We start from the raw sequence: 26,654 nt of genomic DNA on the forward strand, positions 1-26,654 counted from the left end.
AGTCAAGCCTTCTTCTTACATTTCTTTGCCGCCGGTAAACGCGATGCCTTTGATGATCTGCTTCTGGAAAATGAGGAACACGATCAGCACCGGAATGGCGGCGAGCGCGTTCGCGGTCATCGGCAGGGCGTACTCCTGGTTGTACGAGCTTTGGAACATCGGCAGGCCGAGCGTGATCGTCATGTACGCCTTGTCCGAGATGGAGATCAGCGGCCAGACGTAGTCGTTCCACGCGCCGATGAAAGTGAAGATCCCGAGCGCGGCCAGCGCCGGACGAGACAGCGGCAGAAAGATGCGGTACCAGATCTTGAAAAAGCCGGCTCCGTCCATGCGCGCCGCTTCCTCCAGATCTTTCGGCAGTCCGTCGAAGAACTGCTTCAGGATGAAAATGCCCATCGGGCCGGCGATCGCCGGCAGAATCAGCGAGGTGCGCGTGCCCAGCAGGCCGACGTCGCGCATCAGCAGGTACAGCGGAATGAGCGTCGCTTCGCCCGGAATCATCATCGCCGACAGGAACAGGACGAACAGCACTTTGCTGCCGGGAAAGCGGATGCGGGAAAACGAATACGCCGCCATCGACGCCAGCAGCAGCACCAGCGCCGTCGTAATCAACGATACCATTAAGCTGTTTCCCATCCAACCGAAGATCGGCGCCCGGTTCAGCACGGTCATATAGTTGTCGAGCGACAGGTTGAAGCCGCCGGAGAACAGGCTGCCCCTTTCGGGCGTCAGCGAGAGCGCCAGCATCCAAACGATCGGGATCAGGAACATGACGGCAAACAGGACGGCCGCGATGCGGACGACGTACGGATAAATGCGATCGAGCATGTGGACTCCTCCTTATTCTATTCTCCGAATCTGCGCAGCAGCAGCGTCTGCAGCAGCGAAATGATCAGAATGACCAGCATGAGCACGAACGCGATCGCCGAAGCGTAGCCCATCTGGAACGTCTGGAAGCCGTTTTCGTAGATCGAAAACACCACCGTCTTGGTGGCTCCCGCGGGACCGCCTCCGGTGATCAGCTTGGACTGACCGAAAATTTTGAACGACGCGATCGTCTGCAGCACGACGACCAGCACGGTTACGCGCGACAGCGAAGGGAACGTAATGTAGCGGAACGTCTGCCAGCGGCTCGCCCCTTCCAGCCCCGCCGCCTCGTAGAACGATTCCGGAATATCCTGCAGGCCCGCGAGGAACAGCACGAACACGAAGCCGATCGTCCACCATACCGTCGCCATGATGATCGAGACCCAGGCCAGCGTCGAATCGGACAGCCAGAAAATCTCGCTGTCGATCAATCCGATGCCGCGCAGGATTTGGTTGAACAGTCCCGTATACGGCTGAAGAAAAATGACCCAGATGCTAGAAATGACGGATACGGACAGCACATACGGCATGAAGAACGAAATCCGCAGAAAAGCCTGGCCTTTGCGGATGCCGTTGACGAGTACCGCCAGCAGGAGGCCGAAGCCGGTGATCAGCGGCACGCTGACGACGGTGAACAGTACCGTATGCAGCAGGTTGGCGCGGAATTCTTCGTCCTGCATCAGATTGCCGTAGTTTTCCAGGCCGACGAACGTTTTGTCGCCGAGCAGCGACCAATCGTAGAAGCTGACGCCGAACCCGTACAGGATCGGGATCAGCGAGAACAGCAGGAAAAAGATCGTGTACGGCAGAACCATCATGACACCGGTAATCCAACCCTGTCGGCGCAGCGAACTTCTCGGCGCGCGGGCGCGAGCGCCCGTACTGCCGCCTTCGCTCAATGTCTTGGAAGCCATGGTTACGGCCACTCCTTTCGAATTCGGAATATGGAACGGGAACTCGGAAAACGAATCGCGGAAACCGCGAACCGGGGCAGCGGAAGTCGCGCGGAGCCCGGAAGGAAGCGGCCGCCGAGCCGAATGCCGCAGCCCCCTGAGCGAGACGGGCGACGTACGAAAGCGGCGCCGGTAAAGAAAGCCGCGGGCGTTCCCGCGATGAAAAAGAAAGCGGACGGCGTCAGGACCGACCCGTCCGCTTCCCTCTTTTTCCGCCGCCGGCTCAGTTGCCCGACGTCTTGTCGATGACCGCGTCGGCCTTTTCGAGCGTCGTTTTCGGATCCTGCTTGCCGGCCATCATCTTTTCGAATTCTTTGATGATGTTATCGTTGATCTGGCCCTGCTTCTCGTGCCGCGGCCAGTATTTGACGAAGTCCGCCGACTGCGCGTAATCGCTGCGGTACGGCATGTCTTTGAACGCCTGCGATTCCAGCACTCGGGTTACGCTCGGGATATGGCCCGCTTTGGCCCACATTTCGCCGTTGTCCGCCAGCCATTTCGCGAACGTGAGCGCCGCTTTTTGCTTGGCCGGGTCTTCCGTTCCGTGCTTCGGCAGCGCCAAGGTATGCGAGTCGCCCCAGGTTGCCGGCTGGTCGTAGATTTGCGGCATCGGCACGACGCCGAAATCGAGGCCTTCGATGCTTTCGAACGAGCCTGTGCTCCATACGCCGGTAATCAGCACGGCAGCCCGCTTGTCCTGGAACAGCTTGACCGCGTCGTTGATCTTAGGCGGAATCAGGCCCGACGTGTAGAGGCTGTTCACGTACTCCAGCGCTTCCAGCGCCTGCGGGTTGTTCAGCTCGGCTTTGCCTTCGGCGTCATAGAACTTGCCTCCGTCCGTGAGCTGATTGTAGAAGCCCCAGAACATCCAGTAAGAATCGATTCGCACGTCCGGCTGAGCGAGCGGCGCCACGTCGGCCGGAACGGCGTCCTTGATCTTGGTCAGGAACTCCGTAAAGCCCTCCGGCGATTGGTCGTAGACCGGTTTGCCGTCTTCGCCGAGCACGCCGGCTTTCTCCAGGTATTCCTTGTTGTAATACATGACCATGGCGTGCGTATCGAGCGGAATCGAATAGTGCTTGTCTTCGTAGACGGTCGATTCCAAAATGGTCGGGTTGAATTCGCCCCAATCGAGCTGGGTTTCCGCGGCCAGATCGTCGAGCGGCGTTACGAACCCCGACGGCACGAACTGCGGCATCCGAGACGAGTGCAGAACCATAAGGTCCGGCGCTTGATCCGAAGCGATCGCCGTCTGCAGCTTGGTATAATAATCGCCTGCGGCATTCGCGAGCTGTTCCACGTGAATCTCTTCGTTTTCCGAATTGAACTTCTCGATCATCTGCGTCATGAACTCGCCGTCGCCGCCGCTGAACGGCGTCCAGTACGAAATGCTTGTCTTGCCGGCAGGCGCTTCGCCGCCTTCGCCGGTGCTGCCCGTCGTGCCCGTATCCGTCGCCGTGCCCGGACCGCCCGCGGCGCAGGCGCTCAGCAGCAGCATGAGCGTCATGGCCATCGCGCCCATTTTGAACGTGCGTCTTTTTCTCATTTCTCTGGCCTCCCCTGAATGTTGTGGAATCGGCCGGACAGAATCCGAAGCGGCGGGCGCGCTGTCCCCACCGATCGGCATGCCGTCCGTATCCGTCGTTTTGTTTGCGCTTACATGAATATCATAAAGCGGGGGAGGGGTTTATTGAATGACGCTTCTTTAGGCGGAGTGGACATATCTTTAGAATTTACCCACATGCTTACTTAAGCGCGGAAAAGGAGTGCAAGAGGCGTCTATGTTAATTCGAAGGTTAATCGAGTCGGCATGGCGGCATGCGGCGGCAGCGGAAAAAGGTCGGGAAAAGGCTGGAAGGTTCCGGCCGTTTCCCGGCTTTCGGACTGCCGGGCCGACGAGAAACCCGGCTCGCCGAACGGGGAGCCGGCTTATTGAACGAAAGGCCGGGTTCGGGGTGTCCGTCTGCCCGAAGATTCTCCCGCCCTCTATTCGTCATGGAAAAAGACGATGAGGGATAAAGGGAAAAGGCGTTCGAGTAAGCGGAGGGGGTTGCGGGCGATTTTTGTTAAATAGCTGCGTAGGAGCAGTTATTTGCGCAGATATTGCTCGGTTTCTCGAAATAACTGCGCCAGAGCAGCTATTTGCACAGATATTGCTCGGTTCTTAAGAATAACTGCACCAGAGCAGCTATTTGCGCAGATATTGCTCGATTTCTCGAAATAACTGCGCCAGAGCAGCTATTTTACGAAAAAAGGCGGAAAAAGGCGGCTCAAACTTCAAATAGCTGCTCCCATGCAGTTATTTTCTTAAAAAGAGCACTTTGAAGCCGAATAAGTGCTCATACGCAGTTATTTGGGAAGACTGCGACACGGCACGCTGTCCCCGCGAGAATAAACGCCGTTTTGCCTATCGATCGGTCAGGAGGGCGATCGGTCAGGCGATCGGTCAGGCGATCGGTCAGACGACCAGTTGGGCTATCGGCCAGACAATCAGTCAGTCAAGCGATCAGCCAGGCGATCAATCAGACGGATCAAGCCGGAGAATGAGGAGATTCCCGCTCGGGACGCAGCGCCTCTCGGAACTCCTTCGGCGTCCGGCCGGTCTCGGCTTTGAACACGCGGTTGAAATGCCGGATGTTGGAAAAACCGGTCTCGTAGGCGATCGAGGCGATCTTGTCGTCGGTGTGCAGCAGGCGCTTCGAGGCTTCGCGCACCCGCACGGCGGTCAGAATCTCCACGAACGAGCGGCCGAGGCGGCTTTTGAACAAGCTGCTCAAATAGGACGCGTTCAGATACACGAGTTCGGCCATGCTCCCCAGCGTGATCGGCTCGGCGTAATGCTCCTCGATATGCCGGACGACTTTGTCTACCGCATGCAGCCCTCCGCCTTCGTCGCTCCGGCGGATCAGCGACTGCAGCGAACGCAGCAGCCCCGCGCAGTAGGCGGACAGCTCCGTGCGCGAGCTGATCGCCAGCGCCCCCTGCAGCGCGCCGCCGATGTCGCGGCCTTCCGGCCAGTCGTCCTGCAGGCCGCGATCCGCGGCCAATCCGTACGCTTCGAGCAGCATCCGGCACACCTGCTCGTGAATGATGCCGGGACTTGCCGCGGAGCCGCACAGCTGCTCGATGCCTTCGCGCACCCGCTCGCCCAAATCTTCGCCTCCGCCTTCGAGCAGCGCCTGCTCCAGGTACCCGCGGTTGGTCAGCGGCGTCTTCGCCGACGACGCTTCCTGACGCGGCGGGTCCTCGTACAGCAGCACCCGGTTGCCGCCGGACGTCAGCCGGTACAGCAGCGCGATTTTGGCCTCGCCGTAAGACTTCGACACTTCTTCGACGCCGTGCACCCCTCCGCCGATTCCGATCGTAATCGTGAGATCCGCGTCGCGTCGAATCTTCGCCGCGACATGCCTGGCCAATCCCGCGATCTCTTCGCGGGACGTCTCCGAGACTTCGGCGTCCAGCAGCACCACGACGCTTTCTCCGCGTCTGAACACGAACCCCGCACGGATGCCGGCCAGCGCTTCCTCGATGAACTGGCGGATATAGAGCGAGAACAGCTCCGCCTCCTGACGCTCGTAGCGGCTGCGTTCCACCGAATCTTTGTCCAGCTCGGCGACCAGGCAGTATATGCCGCGTTCGAACTCGATGCCGGATTCGCGCAGCTCGCCCGGACGCGCATGCGGCAGTTCGCCGCGGACCAAGCCGTCCAGCAGCCGCTCCCGGTCTTCCGCCGAAATGGCGGCGGGGCGGCCTCCCCGCAGGCGCTCACCCGCCTGTTCTTCCTTCTGCCGAAGTTCGCGGTCCACCAGATCCAGCACCCGGTACAACTCTTCCTTGTCGATCGGCTTCAGCAGATAATCCCTTGCTCCGTAGCGCAGCGAGCTCTGCGCGTAGCGAAAATCGTTGTATCCGCTCAGCACGAAGCAGCGGATATCCGGGTAGCGTTCGCGAATCTTCTCCTGCAGCCCGATGCCGTCCAGCCTCGGCATCCGAATATCCGTAATGACGAGTTCAGGCTTTAGACGCTCGATCTCTTCCAGCGCTTCGAGCCCGTCCTTCGCTTCCCCGGCGACTTCCCAAGATGTGCCGGATATTCCGATCAGATGGCGCAGCCCTCTGCGGAAGATCGCTTCATCGTCGACGACCAGCACTTTTCGTTCAGCCAATGCCCTCTCTCCCTTCTCCCTGTTCTTCTTCCCGAATCGCGGGCAGCCGGATCAGCGCGCGGATGCCGCCGCTCGCCGAGTGCTCAAGCGAGACTCCGAATCCGCCGCCGTATTTCAACGCCAGCCTGCGGTGCACGTTCACGAGCCCATGTCCGCCGGGTCCTTCCGGCAGCCGTCCCTCCTCCATCTTCGCGTTCTGACGCCGCAGCGATTCGTCGTCCATGCCCGGCCCGTTGTCTTCGACGGCAATCACGACGCGCCCGCCGTCCTCCGCGATCGCGATCCGAATCTCGACTTCGCCGCTTCCGCGCTCCAATCCGTGCACGATGGCGTTCTCGACCACGGGCTGCAGCGTCAGGCGGATCACCGGCTGCTCCATCAGGCCCGGCGCGGCTTCGATGCGGAACCGCAGCCGTTCCTCGTAGCGGATGCTTTGGATGGCCAGATAACCTCGGATATGCTCGATCTCTTCGCGAACGGTCACTTCGGCTCGTCCGCCGCCCATGCTGTAGCGGAGCAGAGCGCTCAGATGATTGGTCATGCTGACCACTTCGCGGTTGCCTTCAAGCTCCGCGTACATGCTGATCGACCCCAGCGTGTTATAGAGAAAATGCGGATTGATTTGGCTCTGCAGCGACGCGATCTCCGCGTTCTTCTCGCGGATTTCCGTTTCGTACAGCCGATAGGTCAGCGTCCCCAGCCGGGAAACCATCAGATTGAACGTCCGGCTGAGATGGCCGATCTCGTCTTCCCGTTCGACCGGGATCGAAATGCCGAACTCGCCTTTTTCCACCTGCTTCATCGAACGGCGCAGCAGGCTGAGCGGCCGGGTGATCCGCAGCGAATACAGAACGGAAACCAGAATCGACGCGACCAGGCAGGCCAGCCCGACCAGCAGCATCTGCCGATTGACCGTCTCGGCGTCCCGCAGCAGCACGCTCAGCGGAACCGCCTGCAGCACCGTCCAGCCCGTCACCGGCGAAGTCACGTAAGTCATCAGCACGGAAGCCTTGCCTCCGCCCAGCGTCACGGTACCCGCGCCGCGATAGGCCGCCAAGCTTCCGGTCGAGTCGGGAAAAGTTCCGCTCTCGTAGATCGGAATGCCCCGGTCGTCGAGTACCGCCACGGAGCGCTCTCCGTCTCCCGACAGATTGGCGATCCGCTCGCGCAGATCGTTCGAAGGCACGTCAATCTTCAGCACGGCAAGCGGACTGCCGCTCTCCAGGCTGCGGATCACGCGCACGGCCGAGAATACGCTGTAGGTCGAACCGTTGTCCGATCGCACCGTATGCGGCCCCGCGAATACCGCCCGGCCGGAAGAGGCGGATACGTAAAAGGCGCTCAGATCCGGGTCGTATTTTTCGGTAAAGCGCCCGGGGCTGTCCGGCGGTTCGACGTAGGAACGAACCTTCTCCGCCTGCAGCGTAATTCCGATCGTATCGATCCGGCCGTTGACCCGGATGCGGCGCATGAAGTCCTCCAGCAGCATCCGTTCCTCGTACACCGACGTTTCTCCCGCATTTCTCCGCTCCAGATAATCAAGCAGGTCGGGCGTCTGATAAGGCAGCGTCGACAGCAGCGCCAGCTCGTTCATGTAGATATCCAGATTGGCGCTGAACTCCCGCACCGCGTCCGCTTGATAAGCCCCGACGTTGCGCTGCATCGACTTGGAATAGCCGATGCCGCTCAGCAGCGAGGAGAGCAGCAGCGGAACGGCAATCAACACCAGGTTGATCCAGATCAATTTGAACGCGAGCCCCCTGTCCTTCCAATACCGGTCTCTCCAGTAAGCCGCGATGTTGCGCATAGTCGATCCCTCCAAATCCGATAAGACGCGGTTGCGCATAGGCTATTCTTCCAAAATCCGGTCGATTCTCGGCCCTAACCTCGCCAGCAGGCCGTCGACCGTCAGGCTGCCCGACCAGAGCCGCTCCAATTCCGCCACCAGCTCGTCGTTCACTCTTCCCTGCTTCGGGTGATCCGGGAAGTAGGCGACGTCGTCGGCGGCTTCGGCATAATCGCGGCGATGCGGCAGCGCCAGGAATTCCGGCGAATGCGCGGCGGCTTCGTAAGCCGGAATATGTCCCGCCTGCGCCCATACGCCGCCGCGGCGCGTCAGCCAATCGGCGAACCGCAGCGCCGCCTGCCGTCTGGCCGGGTCGGCTTCCGCCTGGGCAGGCAGCGCCAGCGTATGCGCGTCGCCCCATGAGGCCGGCCGGTCGTAAATTTGCGGCAGCGGCATTACGCCGAAGTCGAGACTCTCGGCCTGCTCGAACAGCCCGATCGACCAGACGCCGAGGAAAAGCGTAGCCGCCTTTCCCTGGGCAAACTGGCTGGTCGCATCGTTGATATCCGGAGGGATCAGCCCTTCCCGATACAGCGAATCGACGTAATCGAGCGACCTCTTCGCCGCGGCCGTATTCAGATCGGCGTGCATGCCGTCGGCGCTGTACAGCCTGCCGCCGCCGTCGATCTGGCTGTACAGCGACCACCACAGCCACAGCGAATCGATGCGGATATTCGGCACGGCGAGCGGCGCGACGTCTTCCGGCACCTCGGCGCGGATTTTTTCGAGAAAATCGGTAAAACCCCGCTCTCCCGGCTCGATGCTCACCTTCCCGTTCCGGTACAGCCCCGCCTGCTCGAGCCATTTTTTGTTGTAATAGAGTACTCCGAAGTGAGCGTCCAACGGCACTCCGTAATAACTGCCGTCCACTTCGGTTCGGCGCAGGATATTCGGGTTGTAGCCCGTCCAGTCCACGCCCGCCTTCACCGCCTCGTCTTCCCCGATGGGCGACAGAAATTCCGCCGGCACGTATTGGGCGTATTTCGAGGCATGCACGATGGCGATATCCGGCGCTTCTCCGGTCACGATGGCGGTGGACAGCTTCGCATAATAATCGTCCAGCTTGTTGTTGTTCATCCGCACCGTCACGCCGTCGCCGTTCTCCTCGTTGTACCGCGCGACCAGCGCGTTCATGAAGGAACTGTCCCCGCCGCTGAAAGGTGTCCAGAATTCGATCGTTACAGGTTCTTCCGCGGCAGCCGGCGTTTCGTATCCGCTTTCATTTTCTCCCGTCAACCACCATCCGAGCAGCAGCACTCCTCCGGCCAGCACGGGTACCAGCCACAGCGGCGTTCTTTTCCCATACCAAAAATCCGAACGGCGCATCCCGCTTCTCCTCCTCGTTTCGGTCCCATTCCGCCTTTTCCCCATTGTAAATCCAAAAGGCGCAAAAGCGCCGCTTTCCGGCCTTTTCCCCAAAATACCGTCTATACCTAAAAATATGTCCATTCGATCGCAAAAGAAAGCCTTTTTCAAAAAATAAGACCGCTCCCTCCAAAGATCCGTCCTGTTCACCGCGCGGCGGCTGCGTTACGTTGTTCGTGTACCTTCATTCGCCAACACCGCGAGATTTTTGTAAGCGCTTATACAGGGAAGAAAAATCGAGGGGAGACGGAAAAATGAACCGAACAACGTGGATCAAAGGCGGCCTCGCGCTCATGCTGCTGGGCACGACGCTGAGCGGAGGGAGTTTCGATTCGGCCCAAGCCGCTTCGACGCAAAAACAGAACGATTTCTACAACGTGATCATGCAGGACGGGGCGGACCCGTTCATGTATCGGCATGCCGACGGCTACTATTATTACACCAAAACGACCGGAGGCAACGTCACGCTTTGGAAGTCGAAAACGCTGACCGGCGTCGACGCGGGCGAGACCCGGGTGATCGAGACGGGCGGGCAGAATGTCTGGGCGCCGGAGCTGCACCATATCGACGGAGCCTGGTACATCTACTACGCGAAGGACGACGGAGACAACGCCAATCACCGGATGTACGTCATGGAGAACCGTTCGCTCGACCCGATGAAAGGCACTTGGACGGACAAGGGACCGATTACGGATTCCACCGACCGCTGGGCGATCGACGGCACGGTGCTGAAAGCGCGCGGCGAGCTGTACTTTATCTGGTCGGGCTGGGAAGGCACGGAGAACGTGCAGCAGATTCTCTACATCGCGCATATGAGCAATCCGTGGACGATCGACTCGCCGAGAGTGGAGATCGCGCGTCCGGAGCATGATTGGGAGACCAACCATACGCCTTACGTCAACGAAGGCCCGCAGGTGCTCACCAAAGGCAACGACATCAGCGTCGTCTATTCCGCGAGCGGCAGCTGGACCGACGACTACTCGCTGGGCCTGCTCACGGCGAAGAAAAGCGCCGATCTGCTGGACCCGGCTTCGTGGACCAAAAGGCCGGATCAGGTGTTCAAGACGGGGAACGGCGTATACGGACCCGGGCACGCCAGCTTTACCAAGTCGCCGGACGGCCGGGAAGACTGGATCGTCTACCATGCGGCCAAGCGGCAGGGTTCCGGCTGGGACCGCGAGGTGCGGGCGCAGCGCTTCACGTGGAACGCCGACAAGACGCCGAACTTCGGCACTCCGGCGAATCCGAACGCGCCGATCGAGCTGCCGAGCGGCGAGCCGGAGCGCGACCGCTACGAAGCGGAAGACGGGCGGCTCGCCGGAACGGCGAAAGTCTCGCGGCATCAAGACAGTTCGGGCGGCGCCAAGGTGGGTTATATCGATACCCCGGACAGCTACGTGGAAATCGACGTGAACGTGAAAAAGAGCGGAACGTACATCCTCTACGCGCGCACCGGCAACGGCACCGAAGGCGGAGACTGGTCGACGCTGAAGCTGTCCGTGGACGGCGGCGAGCCGAGCGATTTCTTCGTGACGAATCAAGGCTGGGACAACTGGGGCACCTCGACGCAAAAAATGAGCCTGAGCAAAGGCAAGCATACGATCCGTTTCGCGAAAGGGAACGGATACGCGGAACTCGACGGGTTCGACTTGTTCCGGATCGGAAAGTAGGCGCGCGCAGTAAAATCAGTCGTTTGTCCTTGCGACCCGAATACGCGAAACGCCGAAAAGTCCCGGATGCCTGGCGCATTCAGGGCTTTTCGGCGTTTCGGCGGAGGCGGATTGCGATGCGCGAGGCAACTTTCCTTCGCGTTGTTCCGTTTTATTAAAAGAACGAACGTAGGACGGCGGCCCATCGGCCGGGAAGGAGAGGCATGATGGCTATGATTCGAACCCGATCCGAACGGAATCCCAAGCGGTATGCCGCGGAGGGAAGACGAATCCGCAAAAACGCATCCGCGCTGCTGTACGTACTGATATTGGCGCCGCTTCTGCTGTCGGCGGGCTGCGGAGGCGGTCCGGGAGGCTCCGGACTGCCGGACGACTTCGGCGGCAAACACTGGCCGACCGGGTACGGCGATGCGGCCGATGACGGCCGCGCCGAAATTGCGGGGTGGAGCAGCGGCGGAAAAACGTTCTACGTCTTGGCGGAGCAGGAAGTCTACGGTCCCGACTCCGAGATCTCGATGGCGCTGTTCAATATAGGAGAAGAAAATGCGTACTACGGCGTCGATTACGGGATCGAGATGAAGACCGGCAGCTCCTGGAGCAGGGTCCCTTTCGGCCGAACGGTCGCGATCGACGCGATCGGACTCGGCGTGCCTCCGGGCGGCGTCGGGCGGCAGCAGGTCCAGCTGGAAGATTTCCCTCCCGGCATCTACCGTTATGTCAAGAGTGTCGAGTTCGAAAAAAGCGGAGAAACGAAGACCGTGTACGGCGGGTTTACCGTAAAGCAGGATGGCGAGTAAGGGAGCGGGCGAGAAGCCCGTGACAATTTCCGCTGCATCTCCTGCCGGCATCGACGATAATACCTCTGTTCGTATCCATTGAACTACCCATCGATCTATCAATCGAAAGCAGGAGGAACGTTCCGGCATGAAACCGATTTACGAAGTGGCCGCGAGAGCCGGCATCGACGAAGAGCATTTGGAGCTGTACGGCAAGTACAAAGCGAAGCTGAATCCTTCGCTGACGGAGGAACACAAAGACCGGCCGGACGGCAAATTGGTGCTCGTCACCGCCGTTAACCCGACGCCGGCCGGCGAAGGCAAGACGCTGACGACGATCGGACTGGCTCAGGCGCTGAACGCGCTCGGCACGAAGACCGTCGCCGCGCTGCGCGAGCCGTCGCTCGGCCCGTGCTTCGGCATGAAGGGCGGCGCGACGGGCGGCGGCAGGGCGCAGATCGTGCCGGCGGAAGACATCAATCTGCATTTTACCGGCGATCTGCACGCCATCTCCTCCGCCCATAATCTGCTGGCCGCGATGATCGACAACCATGTCTATCACGGCAACGCGCTCCGGCTCGATCCGAAGCGGATCGTCTGGAAACGGGCCGTCGACATGAACGACCGCGGATTGCGCAGCATCGTGACCGGACTCGGCGCGGGCAACGGACTGCCGCAGGAGAGCGGCTTCCTGATTACTTCCGCTTCCGAAGTCATGGCCGTGCTCTGCTTGAGCGAAAACGCGGCCGACCTGAAGGAAAGGCTGAAGCGAATCGTCGTCGGCTATACGACCGAAGGCGAAGCCGTCACGGCGGGCGACCTGCACGCCGCCGAAGGTATGGCGATTCTGCTCAAGGACGCCGTCAAGCCCAATCTGGTCCAGACACTGGACGGGACGCCGGTCATTGTCCACGGCGGTCCGTTCGCCAATATCGCGCACGGCTGCAGCAGCGTGATCGGCACGAAGACGGCGCTGAAATTGGGCGACGTCGTCGTGACGGAAGCGGGCTTCGGCGCGGAACTGGGCGCGGAGAAGTTTTTCGATATCAAGTGCCGGCAGGCCGGGCTGCAGCCGGATGCGGCGGTGCTGGTCGTCACGGCCAAAGCGCTGAAGTACAACGGCGGCGTGCCGGTCAAGGAACTGGGCGAGGAGAACCCCGAGGCGCTGAAAGCCGGTCTCGGCAATATGCGGCGGCATCTGCGCAATCTGCGGCGCTTCGGCGTGCCGGTACTGGCGGCGGTGAACCGCTTTGCCGCCGACCCCGAGAGCGAGCTGCGGCTGATTTTGGACGCCTGCGCGGAACTCGGCGTCCCGGCCGAGCTGTCGGACGTCTGGGCGGAAGGCGCGGCCGGCGGCGAGGCGCTGGCCCGCGCCCTGCTGCGCGCGCTCGAGCAGCCTTCCGCGTACAAGCCGCTGTACGGGCTGACGCCGAGCTTGAAAGACAAGATCGGAACGATCGTGACGGAACTGTACGGCGGAAGCGGCGTCGATTACTCGCCCGCGGCTTCCAAAGCGCTGGCCGATTTCGAACGGCGGGGCTTCGGCGGCCTGCCCGTGTGCATGGCGAAGACGCCGTACTCCTTCTCCGATCAAGCTTCGCTGCTCGGCGCGCCGGAAGGCTTCGCCGTCAGCGTATCGCGCGTATCGCTGTCGGCGGGGGCCGGGTTCGTCGTCGTCGAAACCGGCAATACGATGACGATGCCCGGGCTGCCGAAAGCGCCGGCCGCTCAGCGGATGACGCTGGAGGAAGACGGAACGATCGAAGGGCTGCTGTAACGAAAAGAGAGCGCCGCAATAAAGAAAGGACGGAAACCGGCCGTGCCGGCTCCGTCCTTTTTGCTGCCCGCCGCTTTCCCCTCGAAGGCTCAAGGTTACAAAACTGGCACCCCCGGTAACAATCCGCGGGTTGAACGGCGCAGACAGATCCCTGAAAATGGTAAAGGCATACTTATTGAAAAAAACTTACTTAACGATCGAGACAAGGAGCTGAAAATATGGCAGCACAGAAACGCAAAATCATCCTCCCTCTATTGGGCGCGGGAATATTGACGGCGGGAATCGCGATGGGAGCCGGACTATCCGGACAGGATACGGCGGAAGCGGCCGGACGATCGAAGCCGGCACCGGCGGCGGCTTCCTCCCTCCCGGCCTCTCCCTCTTCCTTCACGGCAGCGGCGGGAAACGAAGCCAAGACGGAAGCGGAATTCGTGCGGCTGCAGCAGATCCGCTTCCTGAACGCGACGACGGGCTGGATGGTCCGCTCGGGCGATTCGGACGCGGACCGGCAGCCGCTTCGGCTGCTGACGACGCATGACAGCGGACGCAGTTGGAGCGAGCAGCGGCTTCCGGGCCAATATGCGGCCGGACTCGGCCTGTCGAGCGCGAAAGCCGGCTGGGCTCTCGTCTATGACGGAGCATCGGAAAAATCGGGAACGGTGAGCTACTCCCGGGCCCGCCTTCTGCATACGAAGGATAGCGGACGAACCTGGCAGACGCAGTGGAGCCGAGCCGTCTCCTATACGGAGGAATTCCCGACGAAAAACAATCTGGTCGCGACCGGCGGCACCGGCGCCTATGCGCTTGTCGGCGGCAGACTGCTGATTACGCACGACGGAAGCGCCTGGTCCGAAGCGCCGCTGGGCTACCCGGAATTCGAACCGCAGCATGTTTCCTTCGCCGACGCGAAGAACGGCTGGGTATCGGGCACGATGCCGCCTTTCAAAGGGGCGGTCGACGCCAAAGACGTCGTCGTGCTGCATACTTCGGACGGCGGGAAGACATGGAAAAAACAGCTGGCCGCCGGTCCGACCGACGAGGAAAACAGCGACAGCAGCGGACTCCGCAGCGCCGCGCTCGATTTTCCGGACGCCAAGACGGGCTTCCTGCTGACCGACGATCCCAGCATGATGGCGGGCGACCTGTACCGTACGACGGACGGCGGCAAAAAGTGGACCAAAGTCCACGCCAAGCTGCGCAGCCATCGGCCGCTCTTGACGGGCATGGACTTTGTCGACGCACAAAAAGGCTGGATCTTCGCTTCGCCCGGAGCCGGTCCCGTGGAAGGCGGCCTGTTGATGACCCGCGACGGAGGCAAAACGTTCGTCAACGGCACGGAAGCGGGATACGATGTCGATTTCGCCCAGCGCTTCGCCGGCGGGAAGGGCTATGCGGCAGGCAGCATGGCCGACGGACAAAATTACCTGACCCGCACGCTCGACGACGGCAAGACCTGGGAGATCATCTATCCGGCTTCCTCGGCCGGCGATGCGGACGCGAAATCATAAATTTCAGGCATGCGTCATCTTCCGTACGCCGTATGCCGTACGCTTCGCGAATAAAGGGAGCCGGATACCGGTTCCCCGAAATGCTCAAGACCCCCGAGCCTGAAGCGGCTCGGGGGTCTTTTTTCGGCAGCGGCTCCGACGGATCGTCCGGCTTCGCAGGCCGGCAGGCCGCATCCTACGCTCCTTGAAGCCTAAAGGCTTGGCGGATTGGCGGGTTGCCTACCGCCACTCCACCACTTCGGAAGCGGCGCGCCGCGTCTTCGCCGGCGCCTCGCCGGCCCGGTAGCCGAAAGCGGCCATGCACGCCAGGCCGAAGCGGCCCGCGTCCATCAGTCCCTCTTCGGTCAACACGCGCTCCACTTCGTGCTTGACGAAGCCTTCCATCGGACAGGAATCGATGCCGATCATCGCGGCGGCGGTCATCATGTTGCCGAGCGCCAGATACGTCTGGCGGCAGGCCCATTCGAACATGGCGCGCTCGTTGCCCTGCAGCGCGAAACCGGTGCGCAGAAACGTGTCGTACGTCCCGCGCTTCATCTCGGCGATGTCCGGCGGCAGCTTCTGCACCTCGTTCAGCATGTACGAGATATAATCCGAGTCCGCGACCATCTCGTGGGGCAGACGCGCCAGCACGAGCATCGCATGACTGGCCGAAGCCAGCTGGCGGCGTGCCCCGCCGGCATGCGCCGCAATCTTCTCCCGAAGTTCCGGGTTCTGCACGACGACGAATTTCCACGGCTCGAAACCGTAAGAACTCGGCGAGAGGCGCCCGGATTCCAGAATGAAATCGAAATCTTCCGAAGAAATTTTGCGCCCGGGATCGAAATCTTTCACGGCGTGACGGAATTGGTAAGCGTCCAGCAGTCGGCGCTTGATCGAATCGTGAGCCGCCGACTCGGTGTTCATCTGATCGTTCATTGGAGTTCCCCTTTCCCTGCGTTACGGTATCCCTTCAATTTTAGCGCACTTCTTCCTCCGGCTCCATGCCCGCGTTCCGCCTGCCCGTCCCGTCATGTTTCCTCCGTTCCACGCTTCCCTTTCCGTCTTCGGCTCCACCATACGATCAGCAGCAGAACCGTCCCGCCCAGCACGATGTACAGAAAGATCCGAAGCGAATCGCCCGGTCCGACCATCGCCTCGCTCTCTTCCGCTCTTCCCGACACTTCGAGAAGATCGGGAGGCACGAACTGCTCCGCCGTCTCGGGTCCGAGCTCGGCCTGCCCCGGTCCCGTCCCCTCGATCTCCTTACGGGACGCCGAGATTTCGTACTCCGGCGGCGATTGTCCTTCCGCTCCGTACAACAGCCGATACGGGCCGGTTCCCGTATCCTCGAATACCAGCCGATCGACCCGGTAGCCGACCTCGATCGAACGGATGCTCAGCGGCGGATTGCCGCCGTTGACGATGGCAACCCTCGGCTGTTCGCCGCGAATCGGTTCCGCCAAGCGGATTTCCGTATCATCGACCTGCTTTCCCGCAATCTCCAGCCGATTAAGCCGATCCGGCGACAGAATCTGGGTGGCGATATCGCTGCCTTTTTCCCGACTCACGTAATACAAGCGGCTGAAACGATCCGATCCGTCCGCGGCGGAAGCGTTCACCTTAATCCTGTCGATTTTGAGCTTGTCTGCATTATACAGCACAATTTCGGACATCTGCCCGTCGGGCTCCACATTGAAAGGAAGCTCTTTCGCACGGCGGAACGCGCTGCCGACAACGCTGCCGCCGACGTCAAACAGTATGCCGTCGACAAAGTCGACGTTCTCCGCCTCTTTCGGCACGGTCAAGCGGTAATACCCGTAGGTTTCCGAGGCATCCAGCTCGATGATGTTGCGAAACACGCCCTCGCCGGTTGAATACAGTTCCCCTTCCGCCGCTTTTTCCCAGCGTTTGCCGTCGTAACTGCCTTCGATTTTCACCGTTTCGAGAACGGAATTATCCGGCAGATCGAATCTCAAGCGAGTCCCCCGGATCTCTTCGGTTTCTGCGGAAGGCACGACCCGAAAATCGAATACGCTCTCCTCCGCTCCCACGACCCGGGCGATTCGCTCCAGCATGTAGCCGCGCTTCTCCCCCGGTTCTCCCGTTTCGCCCGAATCCGTGTAATAAGGAACAAAACGTCCCGACGCGTCGGCGATCCGCACGTCGCTCAGATCTTCCTGCGCCCGTGCGTAAATGTCCGAATCCAGCATCAGCGCTTGATAGCGAGCTCCCTGCTCCGTTTGAATCTGTTTCGAAAACGTCCATACGCCGGACGCCTGCGCTTCTTCTTCCGCCGGACGGGCGCTTACGGACGCGGCGGACGCCGCGCCGAGCGGTCCTTCGGCTCCGGAAGGCAGGATCGCTCCAATCGCCCCGGCCAGCAGCAGCGCGCATAATCCGGTACGCGCCGCCCGGCTTCTGCGCCGCTCCGAAGCAGCAGCCTCCGACGGCCGAGCGACTTTTGCGACGCCGTTTCTATTATCCGATCCATTTCGCTTCTTTCTCTGCATTTTCATCCTCCTCACGGGCCGGCCAATTCGCAGCGCAGCAATCGGTCTGTTCCGTTCATCAACAGGGTCCTGCCCTTCTTTTACCCGTTTACGCCTTAAACACCGGGAATCCGAGACATTTACTTTGCCGGTAAAAAAGAGTATTCTGATCCATGCAAGGATTACACAGTGTAAACCTTAAAAAAGGAGCCCGCCGCATGTCCCCTTCTTCTTCTCCCGAAAAGCCAGCCGCTGTCGGCCTTCCGATGTTCGTGCTGATGCTCAATCTGTTTATCGCGCTGCTCGGGCAGGGTATGGTCATTCCGATTCTGCCGGATTATTTGAAGCAGTTCGGCGCCGCGGGAACGGCCGCCGGTTATCTGGTCGCCGCTTTCGGCGCGGCGCAGTTCTTGTTTTCCCCGATCGGCGGGCAGCTGTCCGACCGGTTCGGACGGAAAAAGCTTATCATCGCCGGCCTGTTCCTGACCGTGATCTCGGATTATTTATTCGCGGTCGGCCATACGCTGACGCTGCTGTACGCCGCACGCTTCATCGGCGGCATGGGGCTCGGCCTGATGGTCCCGTCCGTCATGGCTTACGTCGCCGACAGCACGACGCCCGACACCCGCGCCAGAGGCATGGGCTATCTCGGCGCGTCGATGAATCTCGGCATGGTGCTCGGCCCCGGACTGGGCGGGATCATTGCCGAGTTCGGCATCCGCGTGCCTTATTACTGTGCCGCCGGGCTGGGGCTGCTGGCGACGATCATGTCGCTGCTGCTGCGCGAGACGCTGACGCCCGAGCGCAGAGCGGCGGCGCTAAGCGCCGGGAGGACCGGACGCGCGCCGATCGCGCGGCAGGTCGCCGACTCGTTCCGCACGCCGTACTTCCGCTATCTGCTGCTCGTCCTGGTCATGACGCTCGGACTGGTCAATTACGAAACGGTCTACGCGCTGTTCGTCGAGCAAAAATACGGCTTCGACGCTGGCCGAATCTCCGTCGTCATCACGCTGGGAGCGGTGATCGGCATCGTCTGCCAGGTATGGCTGCTGGACCGCATGGTTCGCCGCTTCGGCGAGACGAAGCTGATCCGTCTCTCGCTGATCGTCACCGCGGCGGCGCTGCTGCTGATGCTCGTCAAGATCAACCTGATTTACCTGCTGGCGGTATCGGCGCTCTTTTTCGCGTTCAACGCTTTCCTGCGGCCGACCGTCGGCACGCTGATCGCCAACGCCGCCGGAGATCGGCAGGGCTACGCGGCGGGCCTGAACACGACATATACGAGCCTCGGCAGCATGATCGGCCCTCTCCTCGCCGGCTGGCTGTTTGACTTCCGCTTGAATTCGCCTTATATTTTGGGAGCTGTAATTCTGCTGGCGGCGCTCTTTCTGACGGGAGAACGCGCCACGGCGCCGGCAAGGAAACGGAAGAGGAACCATGACTGAGACCTGGCACCAAAACCGCAAACATCGCAACCGCGCAGAACTGGTCGCCGCCGGACGGACCTTATTTTTGAGGCGCGCGTTTCCCGGCGTGACGGTCAAAGACGTCTGCGAGCTCGCCGGCATCAGCCGCGTGACCTACTATAAACACTTCGATTCGATCGACGAGCTCGCGTTCGAAGTGCAGATGGAAGCGCTGGAACATATGGAGAACTTCGTGAAAAAGACCGCGGCCGAAACCCGATGGGCCGACGGCGCTTCCCTGCTTCGGGCCATGCTCGAGGCGTGGAGCCTTTACGCGGCGCGCAGCCGGGATTACATGAAATTCATCCTGCTGTTCGATCTGCATTACGATGCCTATCCTCCGGAGAAGGCGCTTCGGGAGCGTTACCGGACGTTTATCCTCGAGAAAAAGGAACGGCATTTCCTCAACGATGCGCTGGAAGCCGGCATACGCGACGGCTCGCTGCGGCGCGACCTCGATCTGCGCGAGACCGGCGAATTCATTTTTACGGCGATGATGGGCCTGCTGCAAAAACTGAGCCTCGCCTATGTAACGGATGACGATGCCGGGCATGAAACCTCGGACGACCGGCACCGGAGCATCTCGCGGCGGCTGATCGACACGATTCTCGGCTCGCTGCGAGGCGAAGCGTAATCTCCCGATCAACGAAACGACAAATGCCGCCCGATAATCTTCCGGCCCTGCCCTCTTTTTAATAAAGAGAACAGGGCCGGCTTTCTTTTTCCCGCCGCGAACCTATTTATTTTAAATTTTATTTATACTTTGTGATATTTATCACATTTAAAATTTTAGATTTAATTTAAGATAAGGACATGGAAGAGATGATCATCAACCAAAGACAAAAAGAGCCGCCTCTAAAGACGACTCAATAAACTTATAGGAGAGTGGAAAGAATGAACAACTGGCTGAGAACCAACAAAGTGGCAATGTGGCTGCTGACCGTACTGCGCGTATACATCGGCTTGAAGTGGATCGAAGGAGGATGGGGCAAACTGACCGGCGGAGGATTCGACGCTACGGGCTTCCTGCAGGGCGCTCTGGCGCAGGCGGGCGGCGACCATCCGGCCGTGCAGCCTCTGTGGGCCAACTTCCTGGAACACTTCGCCATCCCGAACGTCGGACTGTTCAACGTACTGGTTCCGATCGGCGAATTCGCCGTCGGCTTGGGCCTGATCCTCGGCACGTTCACCACCTTCGCCGCTCTGATGGGCATGGTCATGAACTTCGCGTTCCTCTTCTCGGGCACCGTCAGCACCAACCCGTACCTGATCCTGGCTGAAATCTTCATCGTCGTCGCCGCCATGAACGCCGGCAAAATCGGTCTGGACCGCTGGGTGATCCCTTACCTCAGAGCTCATGTCTGGGGACGCAAAAACAATAAACAAGACGCAGAGAGCGCACCGGGCAGCCGAGCCAAAGCCACCGCTTAAACGTCTCTTCTGACCCTTACCCTTGAATAGAAAAGCCCTAAAAGATCGCCCCTCGCTCTGAAAAACGAGGAGGCGATCTTTTGGTATAAAAAACCAGGCATATTGAATTATTTTAAGGGAAAATATAGATTTTATACAGTTAATTAGAACAATTCCTTCTATAATGAAAACAAGCTACCAAGCTTAGGCTTACGTTCGCGAGAGCGGAGGTCAGTCGACCTATAAAAATACGGAAAGGAGAGATTGGGTTGGAAAAATCAAGAGTCGGAATTTCGGTCGGTTTATTGGCTGCGGGGGTATATTTTCTGGCTATGGTAAACACGACCGCGCTTATCATCGCAGCGGGTTACGTGCTCCTGTTCGAATCGAACGAATGGTTGAAGAAAAGCGCCCTTAAAGCGGTAGTGGTGGCGATCGCGTTTGCGCTGGTCGCGATGATCGTGCCGCTGGGAAGCAGCATACTGGGAGTCTTCGGCGGCATCGGGGCCTTGTTCGGCGGCAGCGGTTATTTGGCTTGGCCGCTGGGTCTGAGCTCTATTTTGACCGGCGTCATTAGCGTGGCGCAAATTATCGTCTTGGGGACCCTCGGACTGCGCGCGCTTCGTCAGAACGAGTTGAAACTGTCCAAGATCGACGAATTGATCGAGCGTCACGCCGCTTGATTCTGTACAACTAAGCCTTCATACATAACGGAGATGCGCGAGCTTAAGGACGCGGACTCCTGTCGGACGACATCGTAAGCAGTCTCCCTTGGCCTTATCCGGCAAGCCAGGGAGACTGCTTTCGTATTGAAAACGTCGGAAAACGAGATTTCGAATCTTCGCAAAAATGCTCGGTATAACGGCCGTTTTGGCATATCCGGGTCTTGGCTCCGCCGCGGTCTTCCTTTATTCGTATAAAGCTTCGTCTTTTTTCGCTTTTCGCATCTTCCCCACGTATAGGTACGCCGCCCACAGAAAAGGCAGCGACACGATCGCGTTCGAAAGCACCCAGCCGATCTCGATTCCGCGTTCCAGGTTGCTCAGCGCGATCGTGACGTTCGCGACGCCGATAAGCCCGTTCATCATCGCGACTCGGCGGTAATGCGAGTGCAGAGAGTCCCGATCGGTGTAAACGCGAAAAGGCCCTTGGTCCGTTTCGCGCCGAAAATAGGCCCAACGAAAACAACGCGATACGTATTCGGCTCCGCTGCTTTCCATAAAGTCTATGTAAGAACGGCTGTTTCGGGACAGCGCCGGCACCGCATCGAGCAGCAGCATGCCGTATTCGTGGCTTCCGGGCTTTCCGCGCTCGAACGTGTACCGTCTCGCTTTGACTTTTTTTAACTGCCAGCCGTCTTTTCCCATTTCGTTCAGCCACTTTTCTTCCTTTTCGTGATCGAAAAACCATTTGGTCCGCTTCATGATCATATCGGCTCTCCCCCCAGTACTCTCAAAATCTTCGGCTTGCGGCCTTTTGCTCGTCGCACGGAGCTTCCTCGTCCGCATCATCCGCTTCCGAGGATGATCTTCACTCCTTCGGCGGCCAGTTCCTGAAGACGTTCGAGCTCGGCCGCCGCTATTCGGCGGCCCTCGTCCGTAATCGAATATTCTTTTTTCCGGCTTTCCGATTCCGGTCCGAACGGCTCGATCCACCCCTTCTCCGTCATATTCTTCAAGGCTCCATATAGGGTGCCCGGCCCCATATTGACCCTCTCTCGGCTCATCTCCCGCACCGTCTGCATGATGCCGTAGCCGTGCCGCGGTTCGTGCAGAGCCAGCAGAATGTAGTACGCAGCCTCCGTGAGAGGCTGACTGTCCCGATTTTCCAAGCGTCGATCCTCCTCCCAATATCGCCAAGCGATATATCGCATGACGATATAATAACACGAACTATATCGCCTGTCGATATAGCCGCATCGATTTTTCGTTCAGCTGCTTCCGCACAACCAAAAAAAGCGTCTCCGGCGGAGACGCCTTCTTCTCGTTTTGAACGGCTCGAATCATTCGCGAAGCCGATTCATGGAATAAACCGGGGCGGATGAGGCCGGCCTTCCCCCGGCATCTTGCGATCCGGAACCCGCATACCGTGACTTCGCGCCAGGTCGATCAAAGCGGAGGCGCCGAAACGGACGGCCATCAGCACTTCATCGCGCTCTTCGCCGCTGCGGTAAGCCGGAATGTCCTCGTTTTCCGAAAAATCCTCCGTGCCGCTCCCGTAGTAGGGATGCCAATCGGAAGGGTAACCGGCGGCGAAGCGCTCCGACTCAGCCGCAGCGAAGCGGCCTGCCCCCCGCATCCTCGTGCAGCCGACAGCAGCGGCTTCAGGCCGCGCCGAATCGTTCGAGTCCGGCAGCCTGGCAGCTTCCAGCCCTTCGTTCCGCTCCCGCGCCGCTTCGCGCAGCTTCATCGCGGGCTCCAGCGCCGCCGAAGCGTCCGCCCCTTCTTCCGCGCACAGCACGAGCAGCTCCAGCAGCTCCGCCGCCCGCTCCGGATCGCGAAGCCGCACCGGCTCTCCGTTTCCCGCCGACTCGTCCTCCACCAGCTCGCTCAGCATCAGACCCGCCCATTCCGCGACCTCCGTCGCCTCTTCCGGCAGCACCCGAATCCGGATAACGTCTTCGCTCTTTCCGTTTTGCACGCTTGTTCCTCCTCTTGGATCGTTCTTCTTACTTTTTATTTTAGTGAATAAAATAAGAAGATAAAGAGAAGATAAAAGGAGACTAAATTTCGTATTTTAAGGCACGGATTTTTCGCATAAAATCATGGCCGGCCCGCCGGCTTGAGCCCCGCTTTCAACGCCTGCCAGAACGTCCCGTCCTCCATTCCCAGCGCATACACCGATATGCCCGCCAGCTTGTACTTGCCGACCAGCCGGGTCTTCATCTTGACGCTGTAGGCATCTTCGTACCAGACGACATGCCGGTCCCCGCCTGGCGCCGTGTAGCGCAGCACCATGGACAGCGACTCCGCGTCGCGCGTTCCTCCGCTCTTCAGCTTGCGCGCCAGGGCGTGAGCCTTCGTCCACGTCAGCATCGAGCCGCTCTCGTCCTTCGGATCGGACAGGTTCCAATCGTTGCCGTACGCCGGCAGGCCCATGAGCACCTTGGACGGCTTGACTTCCGAGACGGCAAACTTAAGCGAAGCGTCGATCCAATCCAGTCCCGCCGACGAGCCGGGATCGCTCCACATACCGTGCTCGTCGTAAGTCATGACCTGGAGCAGGTCGGCGTAACGACCCAGCGCCGCATAATCGAAAGCGCCGGACCAGCCGTTTTCCGGGTCGTCGGACATCTTGGCGGGCACGGACACCATCGTCTTTTTCCCGTATTTGCCCATCTCTCTCGCCGTATCGCGCACGAAACGGCTGAGCGCCTCCCGATCTTCCGGCCGCACTTCTTCGAAATCGATGTTGATGCCGTCATATCCGTATTTCCGGACCGTATCCAGCATATTGCGAATCAGACGAATTTTGGCTTTCGGCTCGTTAAGCACACGGCCGGCGATATCCGTATCCCATCCGTTCTCTCCATAATTCGATACCAGCGCGTACAGATCCATCTTCCGGTCTTCGGCGCGCTCGAGCGCCTGCTCCGGCACCCCGCCGACCAGGTTCCCTGTCGCGTCCGTATTGAGCGTATCCGTCGACAAGACATCGAAATAACCGCCGTACCGGTTCAACGAGCGGTTCGATTCGCCCGTATAATAAGCCAGCACGACCGGCTTGTCCGCATTGGCCGCCTGCACGGATTCCGCGTTTTTGCATCCGGCCAGCAGCATAAAAAAGGCCAGTAAAGCGGCCGTTCCCCGATATTTCCGCACGTCTTCGCCTCCCGAGTTCGTATTGGCTTGCTTCGTTTCTCCTGCGTCTTCCCATTATAAGCGGCCGCATCCCCGGCGTCCGCTCCGAGCGCATACAAAAAAGCGGATCCCGTCCTACGGACGATTCCCGCTTTATGCCCAAGCTGCCAATCTATATAGTCAAGCCGAATTTGCAAGATCACCCGCGCCGCTGCGCAGTCTTACCGGATATCCGAAGAGCCGAGGCGATTCACCGGCCGGAATCCTTGTCCGTCGTCTCTGCGTCTGGCCCGCTTCGGACCGCTCCGCAGTTCGTTCGTCAGTTCCGTAAACCATTCCTCGTCGCGAATCTGCAGAGCCAGATCGATCAGGCTTCTCAGCTCCTGCTCGCTCTTGCGCGGATTCTCCGACAACTTCTTCATGCCGCGATCCGATACGGCGATTTCTTTGCCCATCAACTCCCGGTTGTCGCTGTGGGTTACCTGCAGCAGAGCCGTCTGAATGGGCGCGCTCGCCGCAATCAGATAACCGTGTACCAGAGCGCCGTCGTCGGTATATGCTTGAACCCAGTCTCCCGTCGTCCATTTACTCATCTTGATACACCTCTCTTTTCCCCGTTTAAGAAGTTTGTTGTTTGTCAGATCCGGCTGAAGGATTTATACTCGAAGTATAACTGTAATTATAAATCATACAGTTCGATAGGTCAAGGAAGGTGAGGATGATATCCGCCGTCTCCGTCCGTTATGACGTCAGACCGTGCATTCATCGCTCTTCTGCGCAAGACCTTCGGAGCTTATCCTTATATTAAGTCAAGTTCAGGAGGGATAAACAATGAACAGCGAATTTCCTGCGGCCGTGCATCTGCTCGTCTACCTCGCCCACGCGCCTTCCGGAACGGCCAACAGCGAGGAACTGGCGCGCAGCGTCAACACCCATCCCGCCCGGGTTCGCAAAACGATGGGCTGTCTGCGGGACAACGGCTGGGTCCGCACCCGGGAAGGAATCGGCGGCGGCTATTCCCTGAGCGCCGCGCCTTCGGAGATTCGCCTGGCCGACGTGTACCGGGCCGCCTGCTGCGACGGATTGCGCCCGCGAAAAGGCACCGGCAGCCCGGAAAGCGGCTGCGCGATCGCGTCCGGCATCTCCGGCGCGATGGATCATTATTTCGGCGAAGCGGAACGCCGCTACCTCGACTACTTCGACGGAGTGACGGTGCAGGACGTGCTGGACCGGATCGTGAACGGCGGCGAGCCTCACGTTCGCTGAATCCCGGGCGGAAGGTTCGCCTCTTCGGAAGCGGACCGAGCCGCAGATACAAAAACGCCGAAAAGCCGCGTCTTCGGACGCGGCTTTTCGGCTTTCGGACGACCGTTCCCGCTCCCGGTTCGGTCGCCTGCGCCGAGCGGCCCTCTTCGGGCGGCCCGCGCTTCTCCGTTCGTCTGCTTGCTTGTCTTCCGCCGCTTATTCGCGCGTCGCGATTGCCCGAATTACTTCGCGCCCGCGACGCTGCTCAGCACGTCGTCGATCATTTGGCCGTTGGCGACGGCGCCCGTATACAGCCAGCTGCTGTCGCTGCCGAACTCGTAGACGCGGCCTTCCTTGACGGCCGGAATGTTCTTCCAGACCGGATCGGCCAACACCTGCTCCTTATCCTTGCCGCTTCCGTTGACGAGGAAGATGTAATCCGCGTCCATGCCGGCGAGCAGTTCCAGCGACAGGCTGCTCCAGTTCGCTTCGCTCGCTTCCGATGCCTGCTTCACGACGTCCGGCACGGCCATGCCGAGATCGTTGTAAATCACGTCGCCGCTGGACAGGTTCTGATTGACCACATACACATCCTTGTCGAGCACCCACAGCGCGGCCGCCTTTTTCTCTCCGCCCGCCGCTTCCTCCAACTTCGCCTTGGCGTCGGCGGCTTTGGCTTCGTAATCGTCCAGCACTTTTTGCGCTTCGGCTTTTTTGCCCAGCACTTCGCCGACCGTCAGCAGCTCTTGTCTCCAGTCGTTGTTTTGCGCGTTGCCCACCACATAAGTCGGAGCGATCGCCGAATACTGCCGGTATTTGTCGCCCGCTACCAGCTCGGCGCTGTCCATCAGGATCAGATCCGGCGAATAGCTGGCTACCACTTCCAGCGGCAGGTCGGACGGGATGCCCGGAATGCCGGACAGCGATTCCTGCAGATAGGCCTGAACCGTGTCGGTACCGACCATCCACTGGGCGACCGGTTTCACTCCGAGCGCGACCAGACTGTCTTCCAGATACGAAGCGATGACCGCTTTCGGCTGGGCCGGAACGGTTACTTCGTGGCCCATGGAGTCCTTCATTACGCGGTCTTCGGCCGGAGCCGCCGTCTCTTCCGCCGCCGGCGCTTCGTTAACGGCCGTGCCGCCTGCCGCCTGCTCGGAGGCCGGTTCCTTCGTTGCCGCGTTATTTGTTGCCGTATCGTTCGAGCAGGCGCTCACGACGAGCGCCAGGCCGCCGATCAGCGTAAATGCCAAGCTTTTGAACGTTTTCTTTGTCATGGTGAACAGCCCCTGTCGTTTATCTGATAATCATTCTCATACCCACAAATATAACGG

23 protein-coding genes are annotated in these 26,654 nt (G+C 60.0%); 9 read left to right on the forward strand and 14 right to left on the reverse strand.

From position 1 onward, the window contains the following. Positions 1-15: 15 nt before the first annotated feature. From GYN08_RS13535 to GYN08_RS13560, 6 genes are all read right to left on the reverse strand, one after another. The gene (locus tag GYN08_RS13535) at positions 16-828 is read right to left on the reverse strand and encodes a carbohydrate ABC transporter permease (RefSeq protein ID WP_166275039.1); all 813 of its coding nucleotides are present in this window, start codon (positions 826-828) and stop codon (positions 16-18) included. A 17-nt stretch (positions 829-845) separates the two neighbouring features. Beyond that, positions 846-1,781, reverse strand: coding sequence for a carbohydrate ABC transporter permease (locus GYN08_RS13540; protein WP_166275041.1), 936 nt, complete (start codon positions 1,779-1,781; stop codon positions 846-848). A gap of 262 nt (positions 1,782-2,043) precedes the next feature. Next, positions 2,044-3,366 (reverse strand): ABC transporter substrate-binding protein, encoded by a 1,323-nt coding sequence (locus GYN08_RS13545; RefSeq protein WP_166275044.1) that lies wholly within the window; start codon positions 3,364-3,366, stop codon positions 2,044-2,046. Positions 3,367-4,351: 985 nt separating this feature from the next. Then, a complete protein-coding gene (locus GYN08_RS13550) occupies positions 4,352-5,986 on the reverse strand; it encodes a response regulator (RefSeq protein WP_166275046.1) in 1,635 nt (544 codons plus the stop codon). Next, on the reverse strand, positions 5,979-7,793 hold the full coding sequence (locus tag GYN08_RS13555) for a cache domain-containing sensor histidine kinase (RefSeq protein WP_166275048.1): 1,815 nt from the start codon (positions 7,791-7,793) through the stop codon (positions 5,979-5,981). The genes GYN08_RS13550 and GYN08_RS13555 overlap by 8 nt, the downstream gene beginning before the upstream one ends. Positions 7,794-7,835: 42 nt before the next feature. Next, on the reverse strand, positions 7,836-9,158 hold the full coding sequence (locus GYN08_RS13560; RefSeq protein WP_166275050.1) for an extracellular solute-binding protein: 1,323 nt from the start codon (positions 9,156-9,158) through the stop codon (positions 7,836-7,838). Between the two features lie 293 nt (positions 9,159-9,451). On the opposite strand from GYN08_RS13560, the gene GYN08_RS13565 reads away from it, so the two are divergent. The 4 genes from GYN08_RS13565 (at position 9,452) to GYN08_RS13580 (ending at position 14,928) form a co-directional block, all read left to right on the forward strand. Then, positions 9,452-10,867 carry a family 43 glycosylhydrolase gene (locus GYN08_RS13565; protein ID WP_166275052.1) on the forward strand — a complete coding sequence of 472 codons (1,416 nt, stop codon included), beginning with the start codon at positions 9,452-9,454 and terminating at the stop codon, positions 10,865-10,867. A 203-nt stretch (positions 10,868-11,070) separates the two neighbouring features. Further along, positions 11,071-11,664 carry an immunoglobulin-like domain-containing protein gene (locus tag GYN08_RS13570; protein WP_206023745.1) on the forward strand — a complete coding sequence of 198 codons (594 nt, stop codon included), beginning with the start codon at positions 11,071-11,073 and terminating at the stop codon, positions 11,662-11,664. A gap of 127 nt (positions 11,665-11,791) precedes the next feature. Further along, complete coding sequence (locus GYN08_RS13575; protein WP_166275056.1) at positions 11,792-13,420, forward strand: formate--tetrahydrofolate ligase; 1,629 nt, start codon at positions 11,792-11,794, stop codon at positions 13,418-13,420. Between the two features lie 218 nt (positions 13,421-13,638). Then, complete coding sequence (locus GYN08_RS13580; RefSeq protein ID WP_166275058.1) at positions 13,639-14,928, forward strand: WD40/YVTN/BNR-like repeat-containing protein; 1,290 nt, start codon at positions 13,639-13,641, stop codon at positions 14,926-14,928. 219 nt (positions 14,929-15,147) lie between these two features. Here GYN08_RS13580 and GYN08_RS13585 read toward each other — a convergent pair whose 3' ends face one another. Both GYN08_RS13585 and GYN08_RS13590 read right to left on the reverse strand, forming a co-directional pair. After that, positions 15,148-15,846, reverse strand: a complete 699-nt coding sequence (locus tag GYN08_RS13585; RefSeq protein WP_166275060.1) for an NAD(P)H-dependent oxidoreductase — start codon at positions 15,844-15,846, stop codon at positions 15,148-15,150. A gap of 92 nt (positions 15,847-15,938) precedes the next feature. Further along, positions 15,939-17,420, reverse strand: coding sequence for a DUF3999 family protein (locus tag GYN08_RS13590; protein WP_166275062.1), 1,482 nt, complete (start codon positions 17,418-17,420; stop codon positions 15,939-15,941). A 197-nt stretch (positions 17,421-17,617) separates the two neighbouring features. Here GYN08_RS13590 and GYN08_RS13595 point away from each other — a divergent pair, with 197 nt between their 5' ends. From GYN08_RS13595 to GYN08_RS13610, 4 genes are all read left to right on the forward strand, one after another. Continuing rightward, positions 17,618-18,844, forward strand: a complete 1,227-nt coding sequence (locus GYN08_RS13595) for an MFS transporter (RefSeq protein WP_166275064.1) — start codon at positions 17,618-17,620, stop codon at positions 18,842-18,844. After that, positions 18,837-19,499, forward strand: coding sequence for a TetR/AcrR family transcriptional regulator (locus GYN08_RS13600; RefSeq protein WP_166275066.1), 663 nt, complete (start codon positions 18,837-18,839; stop codon positions 19,497-19,499). Before GYN08_RS13595 ends, GYN08_RS13600 begins: the two co-directional genes overlap by 8 nt. A gap of 260 nt (positions 19,500-19,759) precedes the next feature. After that, positions 19,760-20,296 (forward strand): DoxX family protein, encoded by a 537-nt coding sequence (locus tag GYN08_RS13605; RefSeq protein ID WP_166275068.1) that lies wholly within the window; start codon positions 19,760-19,762, stop codon positions 20,294-20,296. Positions 20,297-20,544: 248 nt separating this feature from the next. Next, positions 20,545-20,958, forward strand: a complete 414-nt coding sequence (locus GYN08_RS13610; RefSeq protein WP_166275070.1) for a hypothetical protein — start codon at positions 20,545-20,547, stop codon at positions 20,956-20,958. Between the two features lie 225 nt (positions 20,959-21,183). On the opposite strand, the gene GYN08_RS13615 is transcribed toward GYN08_RS13610, so the two are convergent. The 5 genes from GYN08_RS13615 to GYN08_RS13635 form a co-directional block, all read right to left on the reverse strand. Beyond that, on the reverse strand, positions 21,184-21,705 hold the full coding sequence (locus GYN08_RS13615; protein WP_166275073.1) for a DUF2812 domain-containing protein: 522 nt from the start codon (positions 21,703-21,705) through the stop codon (positions 21,184-21,186). 77 nt (positions 21,706-21,782) lie between these two features. Further along, positions 21,783-22,106, reverse strand: coding sequence for a PadR family transcriptional regulator (locus GYN08_RS13620; protein WP_235946238.1), 324 nt, complete (start codon positions 22,104-22,106; stop codon positions 21,783-21,785). 188 nt (positions 22,107-22,294) lie between these two features. Further along, entirely contained in the window at positions 22,295-22,915 is a 621-nt protein-coding gene (locus GYN08_RS13625) for a hypothetical protein (protein ID WP_166275077.1), read from the reverse strand. Positions 22,916-23,037: 122 nt separating this feature from the next. After that, positions 23,038-24,096 (reverse strand): glycosyl hydrolase family 18 protein, encoded by a 1,059-nt coding sequence (locus tag GYN08_RS13630; protein ID WP_166275079.1) that lies wholly within the window; start codon positions 24,094-24,096, stop codon positions 23,038-23,040. Positions 24,097-24,296: 200 nt separating this feature from the next. Then, on the reverse strand, positions 24,297-24,668 hold the full coding sequence (locus GYN08_RS13635) for an IDEAL domain-containing protein (RefSeq protein WP_166275081.1): 372 nt from the start codon (positions 24,666-24,668) through the stop codon (positions 24,297-24,299). 238 nt (positions 24,669-24,906) lie between these two features. Between GYN08_RS13635 and GYN08_RS13640 the strand changes: the two genes are divergently transcribed. Beyond that, positions 24,907-25,341, forward strand: coding sequence for an Rrf2 family transcriptional regulator (locus GYN08_RS13640; protein WP_166275083.1), 435 nt, complete (start codon positions 24,907-24,909; stop codon positions 25,339-25,341). 221 nt (positions 25,342-25,562) lie between these two features. On the opposite strand, the gene GYN08_RS13645 is transcribed toward GYN08_RS13640, so the two are convergent. Continuing rightward, positions 25,563-26,597: an ABC transporter substrate-binding protein gene (locus GYN08_RS13645; RefSeq protein WP_166275085.1), complete on the reverse strand. Its 1,035-nt coding sequence runs from the start codon at positions 26,595-26,597 to the stop codon at positions 25,563-25,565. Positions 26,598-26,654: the final 57 nt, after the last annotated feature.

The organism is Saccharibacillus alkalitolerans (assembly GCF_011090185.1).
Lineage (GTDB): Bacteria > Bacillota > Bacilli > Paenibacillales > Paenibacillaceae > Saccharibacillus > Saccharibacillus alkalitolerans.